We start from the raw sequence: 13,011 nt of genomic DNA, 5'->3' as shown, positions 1-13,011 counted from the left end.
TAGTAGTTGCGCTGAGTGGCATCATCATTTCACTGAATTCCGTTCCGTCGGATATGGCTGCTATCAGGGACTTTTGAATACATCATTCATTTCAAAAACAACTCCATTAGCCTATTGGCTGCAGCAATAGAAGAAATCTGACCCACCCGTACCTGTTCCCTTACATGGGGTATTTGCTCACTGATTTCAGGGTGTTCAAAGAAACGCCTTTCAAGCAAATACCGTAGCTGCTGATGTAGCCAATGCACCCGTTGCTCAGCGCGATGGGCCTCCATGAAGCCACCGGCCGACATATGTACGGCAAACTCTTCCAAAACCGAAAGCACTTGATCCAACCCCACCGAATCCGTCGACGAACAAGTGAGAATCTTTGGAATCCAACCGTTTGATTTGGCGGGAAAGAGCAGGAGGGCATTTTCCAATTCCGCATGTGCCAAAAGGGCTGCGGCAATGCGGTCTCCATCAGCTTTATTGATCATGATTAGATCCGCCATCTCCATGACACCCTTTTTTATTCCCTGTAACTCGTCTCCCGCACCGGGCATGGTAAGCAGTACAAAAAAATCAACCATTTCCCTTACCGAAACCTCCGACTGACCCACTCCCACTGTTTCTACGATGATGCGGTCAAAGCCCGCTGCCTCGCAAAGAAGGGAACTTTCACGGGTGTGCGCACTGATTCCACCGAGCGTTCCCTTGGAAGGAGAAGGCCGAATATAGGCGTTTGGCTGTTGGCATAATGCCTGCATCCGGGTTTTGTCACCCAAAATACTTCCCTTATTTTCTAGGCTGCTCGGATCCACCGCCAATACCGCCACACGGTGGCCTTGGGAGATCATAAGCCCACCCAAGCGGTCAATGAACGTGCTCTTCCCCACACCTGGTGGGCCGGTAATCCCTACCCTTAATGATTTACCCGTATAGGGCATCAGCCGCTCCATGAGTTGCCCAGCTAACAGCTGATCCGATGCAAGGCTGCTCTCGACCAGGGTAATCGCCCTACTAAGCACCACCCGATCACCTTCTAACACCCCCTGAGCGTACGTATCTAAATCCATCCTATGCCTAAGTGGATGCTCTTGGGGATTACTCATAGCTCTCCGAATGGAAATTTCCGCAAACTCACCTGTCCCATAGGGGATTTATCGTATCTGCCGATGCAGATTTTTTGGATATCCTCGGAAATGTGGGGTTCGTCAAGTGCTAACTCGATTTTTTTGTCCAAACGCTCATTGACGAAAAAAATCCGGGTAATGCCGTACTTGGTATGGGGCATAAAATTACCATAGGCCTCCATTTCTTCCCAATCGGTTTCAGGTGTGTAGACCAAGTAAATTCTTACCACCGGCCCCGTGTTGTTTTCATTGCGCTCAAAAGCGAGCTCCTCGTACTGTCCATGTAGATCTCCGACGCCCGGCATGGATACGGTATCGGCAATCACCCATGCTATCACGCCAATGACCACCAACAGGATCGCATAAAACAAATAATTCCTCTTCATGCTTTACTGTTTTCAGCGTTAAAGACTTAATTTCGAACAAAATTACCGAAATGGCATTCGAATACATCAAAGCACTGCATATAATTTTCATAGTTACCTGGTTTGCGGGACTGTTTTATATCGTCAGGCTCTTCATATACCAACGTGAGTGCTTGGATCGCCCACAGTCTGAGCAATCCATCTTGAAACCCCAGCTGGATTTAATGGCTTACCGACTTTGGTATATCATCACCTGGCCTTCGGCTATCCTGACACTGATTTTTGGGATTTGGGTACTCAGCTATCGGTGGGGATACCTGGAGATGCCTTTTATGCAGGCCAAATTAGGCTTTGTCGCATTACTCTACGCATACCATTTTGCTTGCCACACCATTTTCAAGAAGCTACAGCAAGGAAACTTTTCGTGGAGCAGCAGCCAGTTACGCATGTGGAACGAAGCGTCTACACTTTTACTATTTGCCATCGTATTCCTCATCGTTGTCAAAAACCTTCTGAGCATGGTGTGGGGGATTGTAGGGCTTATTGGCCTAGGCTTACTAATGATGATGGGCATCAGACTATACAAAACCATCCGAGAAAGGAACTAATCCAATCGGCTCTTTGTCATTTCCTTTAAACACAATGACCATGCGAAATCTGTGGCCTACCCTGATAACTACAGCGTTAATTGGACTCACGTCCTGCACCGACGGCCAAAACGACGGGGAACTCCCCATACTTGGAAACAAATATACCGAAGAAATACTGGTAGACGGAAAGCCCGTGATTGACACGGTCTACCATCAGATTGCCCCTTTCGAGTTCAAAAACCAAGACGGGGCTGCCTTTTCGAGCAAAAATGTAGCAGGTAAAGTATATGTAGCCGATTTTTTCTTCACGAGCTGCCCTACCATCTGCCCAGTCATGAAAACCCAGATGTTGCGGGTGTACGACGAATTCAAAGACGAGCCTGACTTTTTAATCCTCAGTCACACCATTGACCCGGACCACGACACGGTGGAATTATTGGCCGACTATGCCGTTCGGTTAGGGGTGCCCAATGCCCAAACCTGGAACTTCCTGACAGGGGATCAAGAGCAAATTTTTGAAATCGGACAAACAAGCTACCTGACCACAGCCATGGAAGACAAGAACGAACTGGGAGGGTACCTCCACAGTGGCGCCTTTGTATTGGTAGACCAACGAGGGAGAATCCGGGGTGTTTACGACGGCACCAAAGAAGAGCAGGTGAATCGCCTGATAAAAGATATCCCAAAACTCCTGAAAGAAAATGGCTCCAGCTAAGCTCCGACTATTATTGGGTATCGGGTTGATGTGGTTAATTGGCTGTGGCAGCAAGGGTCCGGAAGAATCAAAAAACCTAAATCAAATCAAGGATCTTAAAACCAAACAGTACGCCATAGCTGGCCGGGAGCTATACATGCTACATTGTGCAAATTGCCATCAAAAAGACGGTACCGGCTTGGGGCTGTTGATTCCCCCACTGAAAAATGCCGACTACATGCTGGAAAATCCCGAACGGACTGCACGCATCATTCGTCACGGGATAAAAGGCGAAATAGTGGTCAATGGGGAAAGGTATAATCAACCTATGCCAGGAAATCCCAGCCTCAAACCGATCGAATTGGCGCAGCTGATGACCTATATCTTCACAAACTGGGGAGATGGGGAAATTCGTTATTCGGTTGAGGAGGTTAATCAGTTCTTGGCTCCGTAACCGTTAAAATTACTTTTTCAGAAGTGATTCGGCCTGCTCCAAGGCCTTCTTAATGTTTGAATTTACCAATGCCACTTTTTCCTCTTGTTCTTTCAGGTATTGGAGTGCCTTCTCTTCGTCCATTTCTTCCACCTTTGGGTCAAACTGACGCATCCAAACAAACATCCCATCATACGCTTCCGCACAGGCCTCGGATGCTTCCTCGTAGGTCGCTACCTCCGCCGCGTCCGTACCCAGTTCCACCAATTCAGCAGCCTTCTCCGTAAGCATCCGCTGATAAGACTTAAGCTCACCCATCAATGGCATTACCTCATCGTGCACACCAATAACCTCTCGCTTCAAGGCCTCTACTTGTGACTCTCCACCTCCACAAGATGACAGTAAAAAAGAACCCAAAGCCATCAAAAATATCCAGATCAATTTCATTCTATTGTTGTACGTTTATCTTTGTGCAAAGATAGGCAGGTTACCACTGCCAAACCAAAGAGTCTTTGTAAAATCTAAGTCAGAAAATACCACGCACATTCACCTAGGAGCCACTATGAAGCCATTTTGTTTTGCCGGAGATCGTATCTTGGAGAGCCAACTTGCCAGCCTGCACCCCTTGGATATCGGGTTAATTCGGGGGTACGCTATTTTTGACTTCTTCCGAACAGTCAATTCCACTCCCCTGTTTTTGGAAGATTACCTTAACCGGTTTATTCGATCTGCGGTCAGTGCACGTTTGCCATTACTGTACGACAAAGTATCCCTAAAATCAATCATCAAAGAACTCATCGAAAAAAACCAGTTGCTTAACGGAGGAATCCGAATGGTACTGTCTGGAGGTATTTCGGAAAACTTCTTCAGCCCGGCTGAAGGAAAGCTTTTCATATTCTGCGAACCGCTAAAACTACCCGGCCCCGATAAATACGCCTCCGGCGTAAAACTGGCCAGTGTAGATTATGTGCGCCCCATTTCCGAAATCAAAACCACCAACTATACCTTACCCGTACTGTTAAGCACCGATTGGCAGGTTCAAGGTGTAGAAGATGTATTGTATCACCATCAAGGAATCGTTTCTGAAAGTTCCCGAAGCAATGTCTTTATGGTCAAGGATGGCCAAATCTCCACTCCGGAAAAACATATTCTAAAAGGTATCACCCGCCAAAAAGTCATGGATTTAATACAGGCAACTACCGTTCGGGACATATCTCTAGAAGAGATCCTACAGGCAGACGAGGTTTTTATCACAAGCACCACAAAACGAATATTACCGATCACTTCCATTGACAATGCTTTGATCGGCAATGGCAAACCGGGCCCAATCACCGAAGAACTTATGGGGAAATTTGAACGCTTTGAAGCAGCCTCCATTGCATGAAGCCACAAAAACTTAGGTCAACTTCATCCACTGCTTGTTACTTTTCAAGCGGCGGTTCATCAGGTAAACCCATAAAGGCGGAATCATACCACAGACGTTTGATGAAAATTGAGAAACATCAACACGACGCAAATAGAAGGACTTAGAAAATGACCAATATCAAAAAAAGGATTGGAATAGAATAGGCAAAAAGATATTTCAACTCTTTCATCAAAACAGGAGGCTAGGTTGCCAAACCAGGTAGAAACAACCCCCAAAATAAAAATCCCGAAATAGCTAAAAAAAAGGGAGATAGGCATCTCATGGCGAGCCTATCTCCCTACTAATTGAAGTCGCTGACCTTCTTAAAATAACAGTCTTTCCTCTAGCGAATACTGCCCAGATCCAGCATGCTAGTTTATCAATTGGGCATCGGTAAGGATGTACATCAGTTTTTCGGGATCCTTATCGTTTAATGTCAACGTGCCTCTCACCTTGACCCGCTTAGAGGTATAGGTTATGGGATTTTTTAACATAACTTCCATTACGGTTTCCGGTCCACCGGATCCACAGAAGAAACATTCTGCAAGGGGCAGGGAAGACAAAATGATATGTTCTGGCTTGAACATTCCTTCAAAAGGAATGATATACCCATCTGCCTCTACCACCGTCCCCTCTATTTTCTTTATTTTAGGCCCAAAAACCGGCAGGTACAGCTCACCCCATTCGTCCTGTCCGATCTTGTAGGTCACCTCGGATAAGTCCTTCCAAACGGAGTTCTGTGCAGAGAGGGCCGTGCTCAGCAACATGGCCACGAAAAGCCCCAGTATATACTTCATAGTCGTCATCTTTTTTCAATTATCTATTTGGTTAATTGCGTTGCGATATCGGTTCGGTAGGCATTGAAGGCCGGGATCAGGGAAGCGACCACACCAACTCCTAATGCAAATAGTACCAGATAAAGTTCCTCTATTAAGAAGACATTTGCACTAAGGGAGGATAATGCGCCTTGTTCAAAATTAATAACCAAGAGTAGCAGAAAAAAGTGTCCGATGCCCAAGCCTAACAAGGCTCCCAGAAAAGTAAGCAAAACGCCTTCCAATAATATATGGAGAAACAACTGACCTTTGGATGCACCTATGGCTCTCATAACCGCCAAGTCATATTTTCGCTCCTTAAGCGAATTATACAATGCAATAAATATACCCAGCCCGGAAATTACAATGATGATAATGGCCAATCCTTGAATCAGGGTCACGCCAACACCCAACAATTCAAATAATCTCGAAATCTCAAAGGAAGGTGACGCAGCCTGTAATGAACTCCGGCTATTGATAAAACGAGGAAGCTGAACGGCTGCAATGGGATTGCTATACTTCACCAAGAGCGACGTCACTTCCCTGTCCTCCTCTGTCTCCGGAAATCCCGTCTTTGCTACTGGACGGTGCATGACCTCGTGATCGTGCGCTTCGTCGTGGGTAAACCATACCGACTCGATGCTGGTCAATATCAACTGATCCACAACACTGCCTCTCTTATCCAAAATACCCGTGACCACGTAATCGTGGTCATCGTGGTCATGGCTCGCCGAACCAATCCCGTGGGAACCGACAAAGGTATCCCCTAATCCAAGGTCAAGCTTTTCCGCTACGCTTGCACCCAAAACCACCTCAAAAGGTACCTCCCAAGGCTTTCCCTCTCGAAAGGATACCTGATAGAGCTCAAGGTAATCGTGATTCGTCCCCACGATCCTATACCCCGAGTAATTATCTCCCATTCCCAAGGGAATTACGCTCTTGATAAGACGGTTTCTCGAAACTCCCTTGGCTTCCTTTAGATCTATATTACCTGTTGGAAAATCGATGTGATAAACCGAGGACAACACCAATTGCAGCGGACTCCCTTTAGCCCCAACCACTAAATCAATGCCCACGGCATCTTTGTTCATTTTATTTTCAAACTGATCCTGCATTAGAAGCAGTACCGTAATGATCGCCAACCCCAATGCCAAAAGCAGGATATTCAATCCCGTATTAAGCGGCTTTGCCACCAGATATTTCCAACTCAGCTTAAGTAAATTCATACCTTTCCTATGGTCACGTGGGTTGATACATGGTTTTTCACACGTTGGTCATGAGTGACCACAATCAAAGCCGCCCCTAAACGCTTCGCTTGGGCCTTGAGCAGCCGAATCACAATTTCTGCGTTGGTGTCGTCTAAGCTGGCGGTAGGTTCATCTGCTAAAATAACACGAGGCTCATTGGCCAAAGCACGTGCAATTGAAACCCGTTGGGCTTCCCCTTCACTCAAGGTGGTTATTTTTGCCCTTTTTTTGTCCAGAATACCCAGCTCTTTCAAATTTTCCTCTATTAGCGATGTTTTTTCCCTTCCCACAAAAAAATTCGCCATTTGAAAGTTTTCCAATACATTCAGGGCGGTCAGCAAATGAGGCTTTTGAAATACGATACCAATGTGTTCTCCCCTAAATTTATCCAATGCATGTCCTTCCAATTGGTAAAGTGATTTGCCATTTACCATCACTTCTCCCTGATGGGGTTTAAGAAGCCCGCCAAGTATATTCAAAAGGGTTGTTTTTCCGGAACCGGATTTTCCGAGTACCAATAGTTCTTCCCCGGATCGCAATTCGATATCTGGAAGATCAAATCGGATAGAATGGTTGTATGCAAACGCTAGGTTAGTAGCTTTTAGAATGTTCGTCATGTCTACTTTATCGGGATTTCCAGATAAAAAGTTGTGCCTTTATTGACTTCAGATGCAAATGAAATTTCACCACCGATCACTTCCACGCATTTCTTGACGATGGAGAGCCCCAATCCAGAACCCTCTCGTAGGCCTACGTTTTTGCCGCGAAAAAAGCGGTCGAAAAGTTGGTTTTGTTCCGAAGGAGCAATTCCTATCCCATAGTCCTTGATTTCGGCTTTCAGCAGGCTTCCGTCTACCCACACTTTGAATTCCACTAACCCCCCATCCTTGGAATATTTAACCGCATTAGCGAGCAAGTTTTCAAGGATCTGATAGAGCAAATCCATATCGGTCGTGATCATCTTGGGCAGCTTATCAAACTTGGATTCGATCTTCACCTCGTTATCTATACCCGCCTTGACCATGTCAACCACATCCTTCAAAAAGGCCGCAGTATAGACTTTAACGGGTTTGTAGTTCATTTTATCCGCATCTGCCTTACCAAAAAACAGCACGCTGGTAAGTAAGCTATTCAAATTCCTAACCGAGTTCTCAATCTTGGTTGCATGCTTACTGATTTTTGCCTTGAAAGGATGATCCTTTTCTGCATACATCTGAAGTAACTGTGCGGAACTGAGTATAGACGTTAATGGCGTTTTGAAACCGTGGGACACATTCTGTACGATTCTGGACTTTAGCTCACTAAGCTCCCGCTCCTTTTCCAATGCCTTTTGCAGCTCCTTATTTGCCTCGTTCAAATCCGCCGTACGCTGTTTTACCTTTTCCTCAAGTTCATTATTCAGATTTTGAAGTTCCTTTTCCTTTCGATCTTTGAAGATGGCAAGTTCTATCACCATATTCAGTTCCCGAATGTTAAAGGGTTTAATTACATAGGCACTCGGATTGGTCACGGCAACCTTTTGCAGCGTTTCGGTATCAGAACTGGCCGTCAAATAAACCACTGGAATATTAAACCGCTCATTGATTATCTCGGTCGTCTTTATCCCGTCCAGCTTACCGGAAAGGTTAATATCCATCATCACGATATCCGCCCGCGTGCTTTCCAGTATTTCCAATGCCATCTCACCGGAGTCGGCCATCCCGATAATCTCATGATGATTCTTCTCCAATGCCTTCTTCAACAACAGTGCAGACACTGTATCATCTTCGGTAATTAAAATTTTCAGCGAGAACATAGATGTAAAATTAATGATAAATTTTTACAGGAAAAACGATTAACTTCTGATAGGAAGCTGTATGGCCACAGTAGTACCTACCCCCTTGGTACTCTGTATGGAGATGGTACCAGCCAACTGATCCAATAAATGTTTAGTAACGGCAAGGCCCAACCCGGATCCTTCAAATTTGCGATCATACCCTTTACTCTCCTGTTCGAAGGGAACAAACAGCCGTTCCAAATATTCTTCGCCTATCCCAATCCCTTGATCTGCCACCTTTAACAGTAATAGTCCATCCCCTTTTTCCAACCAAACGGTTACCATTCCCTTTTCCGAATACTTCACCGCATTACTTACAATGTGATTCACCACGATCTCAAATACCTTGGTGGGAATATTTGAAATGAAAGGCTTGGTCATATACTTCACAGAGAGCAGGACTCCTTTTTTTACCGCAGCCGCCTTGTGAGGAAGCAATACCTTAGAAAGAAATTCATTGACGTTGACTTCATGAAACTCAATATTTTTGGTGTCCGACTGAATTTTAGATAAATCTAAAATGGAATTAATGGTCTGCAGCAGGCGGTCGCCGCTTTCTTTTATGATGGTCACCTGTTCGATTAGGTCTCCATCATCTTGGTGACTGAGAAGGATGTTTTCGGCACTTCCCAGAATGCCGTTTAGCGGTGTCTTTATTTCGTGACTCATATTGGACAATATACTACTTTTCAACCTACTTACTTCCTCCGCCCGCTCCTTTGCCAGGCGAAGGCTTCGTTGGTACTCCTTTTTCTGGGTAATGTCTTTCATGATGTTGAGAAAAAACGGCTTGCCCTCGTAGTCCACCTGCATGCGAGTGATATACACTTCTACCTCTCTTGAACCCTTTTTAAATGGCATGGTCATTTCTACGGTCACCCCGTTCTCCTTATCCACTCCTTTGGTCACGTAGTCTCGGTTTTTCATGTAATAACCCGCATCGGCAAACATGAAAGAAAGCCCGTGATTGATCAGGTCTTGCTCTTCTACCCCAGCCATTCTGCAAATAGCAGGATTCGCAGCAATCACCTTACCGCCAACCACCGACAATATCAACCCATCTTCCGAGCTATTCCACACATTTTTAAACTGATCTTCTGTTTTCTGGATTTCTTCCTTCTTTTGATTCAGATCGCTCTTTAGGATATCTTGGTATTTGTATTGAACAAAAAGAAAATTGATCAAAATACCCAATCCCACAAACAAAAGAACAACAATCCCAATAAACCAACCTTGCAGGTAATAGGGGTAATCCACTCTGAAAGGTTCGCTGTAAATAACCTCAGACTCCAGTTGTCCACCCAAGCTGGATTTTAGCAGAAGCTGATAATCTCCTGGAGGAAGGTTGTTTAAAAACAGTTTGTTGTCACGCGGGTTTTCTATTAGCTTCCACTCATTGTGTAGCCCCTCTAGCTTATACGAAACCAATAGGCGAGGCCATGGAATAAAGCTCACCGCTCGGTAATCCACTTGAACGTTGTTATAAGCATAGGGTATGTTTGTGGTAGAAGAAGATTTGAAATAATCCGATATGACCGTGATCCGCTCCAAGTAGGTCTTAGGAGGTGTCTTCCGTACATAGTCCTCCTCCGGCACATAAACCGAAACCCCATTTTGAGTGCCTATTAAGACCCTTCCCGAGTCGGAAACACACAAAGCACCCCGGTTCACTTCATTTCCGATCAGCCCATTTCTTTCTGTAAAATGCCTGACACCATCGACTGAGAGCAAGACAACCCCCACATTTGTTCCTAACCATATGGCTCCTCTTGCGTCACGCTTAACGGCATAAACCGGGTTGGTAAACTTGACACCCCCAATGGAATAGGGCTTAAGTGAGTCCTTCTCCAGATAAAACAATCCTGACTCTTTCCCGACCAAAAGTGTATCTTCCTTTTCCAAAAAATCGTATCCTGCTATTCGGATATGGTGCTCACTGGCTTTTATCACCTGTGGATCTGAAACCCCATCGTTATCCAAGATCAGCCATTTTCCTTGGTACTTTCCGATTTTTCGGATAAAGTTTTTAACCTTGTCGTCACCTAAGAAGGGAAAGGTTTCCTCAAAGTCCGAAACCACCCCGCCAGGCCCCAAATTAGCACGAAACACCTTTTCATTACAAACCACGTACAGTTGGTCATCTTCCACTTCCACATAACTGACGGGGTGATTCGTGGGCAATGGAATAGCGGCCAACTCCAAGGATTTTCCGTCCAATCGCATTACACCCGCTTGATAGGCTGAGAACCAAACTCCTCCGAACCTATCTTGCGAAAAGTTTAAAACCCTGCTTAACAATGCGTTTCTATTTGGTGAAAAGGTTACGGTTTTAACAACTCTCGTCCCTTCCCAAACCTGCAACCCGTTGTTATATCCCAACACGTACTTTCCCGAACCCAAACTCGCTATGGCCGAAATATCGGTCTCTGGCAGACCAACGTTTTTATCAAAATTCTGAAAACGCAGGCTCTCCAGCACCACCATCCCCCTGTAGGTACCAATCCATACCTGACCCTCTCGATCGACCATGCATGACTGTACATTAACGACTTTCAGCTCATCATAAACGGAAATTTCAGTGATCCTGCCTGATTTTCCGGTGATCTTGAAGAGTTGTGAGTTATAGAAGAAGTAAAGATCGGCGCCATAATTTACCATTCCCGACACATCCCTCACAGAGTTAATGAGTTCTGAAAACCCCGTGTAAACCAACTCCTCCACTTGCCAAAGGTCTCTCCCTCGATAGAGGTTATTTTTCTCCAAATAATAATAGTACCCGTCTCCCTCATGAAAGATTACCCTGGCTATATTCAATTCCCTGCCCTCATAATCGACAATAATCGGCTCTAAGCCTCCTCTCCCCGCCCTGAAAATTCCATTTTCAAACAAGAAGTGAAAAGCGCCCTCTTTGGATACAAAAAAAGAAACAAACCGGCCGGTTTGTACGGGGTCTACGTTGGCATGAAACAACAACTCACCATCCATATTCTGAACCAACACCTCGTAATCGAACGCAATGGCCAGTTGTTTCTCCGCACCGCTACCTGCTACCCGCAATTGGATATTTGGCTGCGCCAGTTCCAATACATCTTCCGGAATTGCAACAGGAGTGGTCTTCCAAACCCCATCGGCAAAATGAAAAAACACAGGAACACCCTTGGTTTGAAACGCCCATACCCATCCATCTTGATCAATGAGCACCTGCTTATGACTCCTAAACGCCGAATTGACAGAGTCAGGAATACTCTGCTCCATGATACCATCGGAGTACCTGATCACCTTGTCGGTAGCTACCCAAACAAATCCATTGTGATCCTGTTGGATGCCCAACACGTTTTCGCTGGATAAATCAAACCCCCTTATTTGTTTGCTGGATTTAAAGGTTTGCCCTTGCAACGATGCAATGATCCCGAAAAAAAGAATAAGGTAGGGTAAGGATTTGCTCATGCCTTGCTGTTATAATTTTAAAATTATAAAAAGTTATCTATTCTCTAAATTAAATTGATATTGTTTAGCAATTCTTTTTGCGAAAGGGTGTAAACTTCTATTTTTGCAACGGATCTTTAAAAATCGCATTATGAGTGTATTAATAAATAGCAGTTCAAAAGTCATCGTGCAGGGTTTCACCGGAAACGAAGGCTCCTTTCATGCACAGCAGATGATCGAGTACGGTACAAATGTCGTGGGAGGAGTAACTCCTGGCAAAGGTGGCAGCACGCACCTTTCCAAGCCCGTTTTCAATACGGTAGAGGATGCCGTAGTAGCCACTGGTGCAGACACCTCCATTATTTTTGTGCCTCCGGCATTTGCCGCCGATGCGATTTTGGAAGCTGCGGATGCGGGAATTAAAGTAATCATTACCATCACCGAGGGAATCCCGGTTAAGGACATGATGAAAGTGAAGCCTTATGTGAAGAAAAAAGGAGCTACACTCATTGGACCGAATTGCCCAGGGGTTATCACTCCAGGCGAAGCCAAGGTTGGCATCATGCCAGGCTTTGTGTTTAAGCCAGGTAGGGTAGGTGTAGTATCCAAATCCGGAACACTCACTTACGAGGCAGCAGATCAGATCAGCAAGGCCGGTCTGGGGGTATCTACTGCTATTGGCATTGGAGGGGATCCTATCATCGGTACCTCTACCAAAGAAGCTGTACAATTGCTAATGGAAGACCCAGAGACCGATGCCATCGTCATGATCGGTGAAATCGGAGGTAACTACGAAGCGGATGCTGCCCGATGGATCAAAGAGAACGGCAATAAAAAGCCAGTGGTTGGTTTTATCGCAGGACAGACCGCCCCTGCGGGTCGAAGGATGGGCCACGCGGGCGCAATCATCGGTGGAAAAGACGACACGGCGGAAGCTAAAATGAGAATCATGCGGGAAAACGGCATCTATGTAGCCGAAACACCAGGAGAAATTGGAGAAGTAATGGCAAAAGCACTGGGAGTAGACGCCTAAGTACGTCTTTTGCCCATTTATACTAGGTATGCTGGTTAACGCAATTTGTTAACCAGCTTTTTTTTGCCATAG

General features: G+C 45.4%; 13 protein-coding genes. 5 read left to right on the top strand and 8 right to left on the bottom strand.

Annotation, left to right across the window (positions count from 1 at the left end):
* Positions 1-86: 86 nt before the first annotated feature.
* Both meaB and IAQ59_RS16350 read right to left on the bottom strand, forming a co-directional pair.
* Complete coding sequence (gene meaB / locus IAQ59_RS16355) at positions 87-1,094, bottom strand: methylmalonyl Co-A mutase-associated GTPase MeaB (protein WP_209331918.1); 1,008 nt, start codon at positions 1,092-1,094, stop codon at positions 87-89.
* Entirely contained in the window at positions 1,091-1,501 is a 411-nt protein-coding gene (locus IAQ59_RS16350; RefSeq protein ID WP_209331917.1) for a hypothetical protein, read from the bottom strand. Before IAQ59_RS16350 ends, meaB begins: the two co-directional genes overlap by 4 nt.
* Before the next feature lie 50 nt (positions 1,502-1,551).
* Here IAQ59_RS16350 and IAQ59_RS16345 point away from each other — a divergent pair, with 50 nt between their 5' ends.
* From IAQ59_RS16345 to IAQ59_RS16335, 3 genes are read left to right on the top strand one after another with little or no spacing between them, the layout of a single operon-like run.
* Positions 1,552-2,088 carry a CopD family protein gene (locus IAQ59_RS16345; protein WP_209331916.1) on the top strand — a complete coding sequence of 179 codons (537 nt, stop codon included), beginning with the start codon at positions 1,552-1,554 and terminating at the stop codon, positions 2,086-2,088.
* A gap of 34 nt (positions 2,089-2,122) precedes the next feature.
* Positions 2,123-2,785: an SCO family protein gene (locus IAQ59_RS16340; RefSeq protein ID WP_425342617.1), complete on the top strand. Its 663-nt coding sequence runs from the start codon at positions 2,123-2,125 to the stop codon at positions 2,783-2,785.
* Entirely contained in the window at positions 2,772-3,218 is a 447-nt protein-coding gene (locus IAQ59_RS16335; protein ID WP_209331914.1) for a c-type cytochrome, read from the top strand. Before IAQ59_RS16340 ends, IAQ59_RS16335 begins: the two co-directional genes overlap by 14 nt.
* Before the next feature lie 9 nt (positions 3,219-3,227).
* Here IAQ59_RS16335 and IAQ59_RS16330 read toward each other — a convergent pair whose 3' ends face one another.
* Positions 3,228-3,644: a hypothetical protein gene (locus IAQ59_RS16330; protein WP_209331913.1), complete on the bottom strand. Its 417-nt coding sequence runs from the start codon at positions 3,642-3,644 to the stop codon at positions 3,228-3,230.
* Positions 3,645-3,759: 115 nt separating this feature from the next.
* On the opposite strand from IAQ59_RS16330, the gene IAQ59_RS16325 reads away from it, so the two are divergent.
* On the top strand, positions 3,760-4,581 hold the full coding sequence (locus tag IAQ59_RS16325) for an aminotransferase class IV (RefSeq protein ID WP_209331912.1): 822 nt from the start codon (positions 3,760-3,762) through the stop codon (positions 4,579-4,581).
* A 392-nt stretch (positions 4,582-4,973) separates the two neighbouring features.
* Here the strand turns inward: IAQ59_RS16325 and IAQ59_RS16320 are convergent, their stop codons facing one another.
* The 5 genes from IAQ59_RS16320 to IAQ59_RS16300 are packed head-to-tail and all read right to left on the bottom strand — an operon-like array spanning position 4,974 to position 11,927.
* Positions 4,974-5,399: a hypothetical protein gene (locus IAQ59_RS16320; RefSeq protein ID WP_209331911.1), complete on the bottom strand. Its 426-nt coding sequence runs from the start codon at positions 5,397-5,399 to the stop codon at positions 4,974-4,976.
* A 23-nt stretch (positions 5,400-5,422) separates the two neighbouring features.
* Positions 5,423-6,643, bottom strand: coding sequence for an ABC transporter permease (locus IAQ59_RS16315; RefSeq protein WP_209331910.1), 1,221 nt, complete (start codon positions 6,641-6,643; stop codon positions 5,423-5,425).
* Positions 6,640-7,272: an ABC transporter ATP-binding protein gene (locus tag IAQ59_RS16310; protein ID WP_342450719.1), complete on the bottom strand. Its 633-nt coding sequence runs from the start codon at positions 7,270-7,272 to the stop codon at positions 6,640-6,642. The genes IAQ59_RS16315 and IAQ59_RS16310 overlap by 4 nt, the downstream gene beginning before the upstream one ends.
* 11 nt (positions 7,273-7,283) lie before the next feature.
* Positions 7,284-8,459, bottom strand: coding sequence for a hybrid sensor histidine kinase/response regulator (locus tag IAQ59_RS16305; protein ID WP_209331908.1), 1,176 nt, complete (start codon positions 8,457-8,459; stop codon positions 7,284-7,286).
* Positions 8,460-8,498: 39 nt separating this feature from the next.
* The gene (locus IAQ59_RS16300) at positions 8,499-11,927 is read right to left on the bottom strand and encodes a sensor histidine kinase (RefSeq protein WP_209331907.1); all 3,429 of its coding nucleotides are present in this window, start codon (positions 11,925-11,927) and stop codon (positions 8,499-8,501) included.
* A gap of 130 nt (positions 11,928-12,057) precedes the next feature.
* On the opposite strand from IAQ59_RS16300, the gene sucD reads away from it, so the two are divergent.
* On the top strand, positions 12,058-12,939 hold the full coding sequence (sucD, locus tag IAQ59_RS16295; RefSeq protein ID WP_209331906.1) for a succinate--CoA ligase subunit alpha: 882 nt from the start codon (positions 12,058-12,060) through the stop codon (positions 12,937-12,939).
* Positions 12,940-13,011: the final 72 nt, after the last annotated feature.

Origin of the sequence: Lunatimonas salinarum (assembly GCF_017811155.1) — a bacterium.
GTDB classification, from domain to species: Bacteria; Bacteroidota; Bacteroidia; order Cytophagales; family Cyclobacteriaceae; genus Lunatimonas; species Lunatimonas salinarum.
The sequence above is the reverse complement of the archived record's forward strand: the minus strand, read 5'-3'. Positions and strand labels throughout refer to the sequence as shown.

Coding starts and splice junctions, on each gene's coding strand:
- meaB (WP_209331918.1), bottom strand. CDS start 1,094: ATGAGTAATCCCCAAGAGCATCCACTTAGGCATAGGATGGATTTAGAT.
- IAQ59_RS16350 (WP_209331917.1), bottom strand. CDS start 1,501: ATGAAGAGGAATTATTTGTTTTATGCGATCCTGTTGGTGGTCATTGGC.
- IAQ59_RS16345 (WP_209331916.1), top strand. CDS start 1,552: ATGGCATTCGAATACATCAAAGCACTGCATATAATTTTCATAGTTACC.
- IAQ59_RS16340 (WP_425342617.1), top strand. CDS start 2,123: ATGACCATGCGAAATCTGTGGCCTACCCTGATAACTACAGCGTTAATT.
- IAQ59_RS16335 (WP_209331914.1), top strand. CDS start 2,772: ATGGCTCCAGCTAAGCTCCGACTATTATTGGGTATCGGGTTGATGTGG.
- IAQ59_RS16330 (WP_209331913.1), bottom strand. CDS start 3,644: ATGAAATTGATCTGGATATTTTTGATGGCTTTGGGTTCTTTTTTACTG.
- IAQ59_RS16325 (WP_209331912.1), top strand. CDS start 3,760: ATGAAGCCATTTTGTTTTGCCGGAGATCGTATCTTGGAGAGCCAACTT.
- IAQ59_RS16320 (WP_209331911.1), bottom strand. CDS start 5,399: ATGAAGTATATACTGGGGCTTTTCGTGGCCATGTTGCTGAGCACGGCC.
- IAQ59_RS16315 (WP_209331910.1), bottom strand. CDS start 6,643: ATGAATTTACTTAAGCTGAGTTGGAAATATCTGGTGGCAAAGCCGCTT.
- IAQ59_RS16305 (WP_209331908.1), bottom strand. CDS start 8,459: ATGTTCTCGCTGAAAATTTTAATTACCGAAGATGATACAGTGTCTGCA.
- IAQ59_RS16300 (WP_209331907.1), bottom strand. CDS start 11,927: ATGAGCAAATCCTTACCCTACCTTATTCTTTTTTTCGGGATCATTGCA.
- sucD (WP_209331906.1), top strand. CDS start 12,058: ATGAGTGTATTAATAAATAGCAGTTCAAAAGTCATCGTGCAGGGTTTC.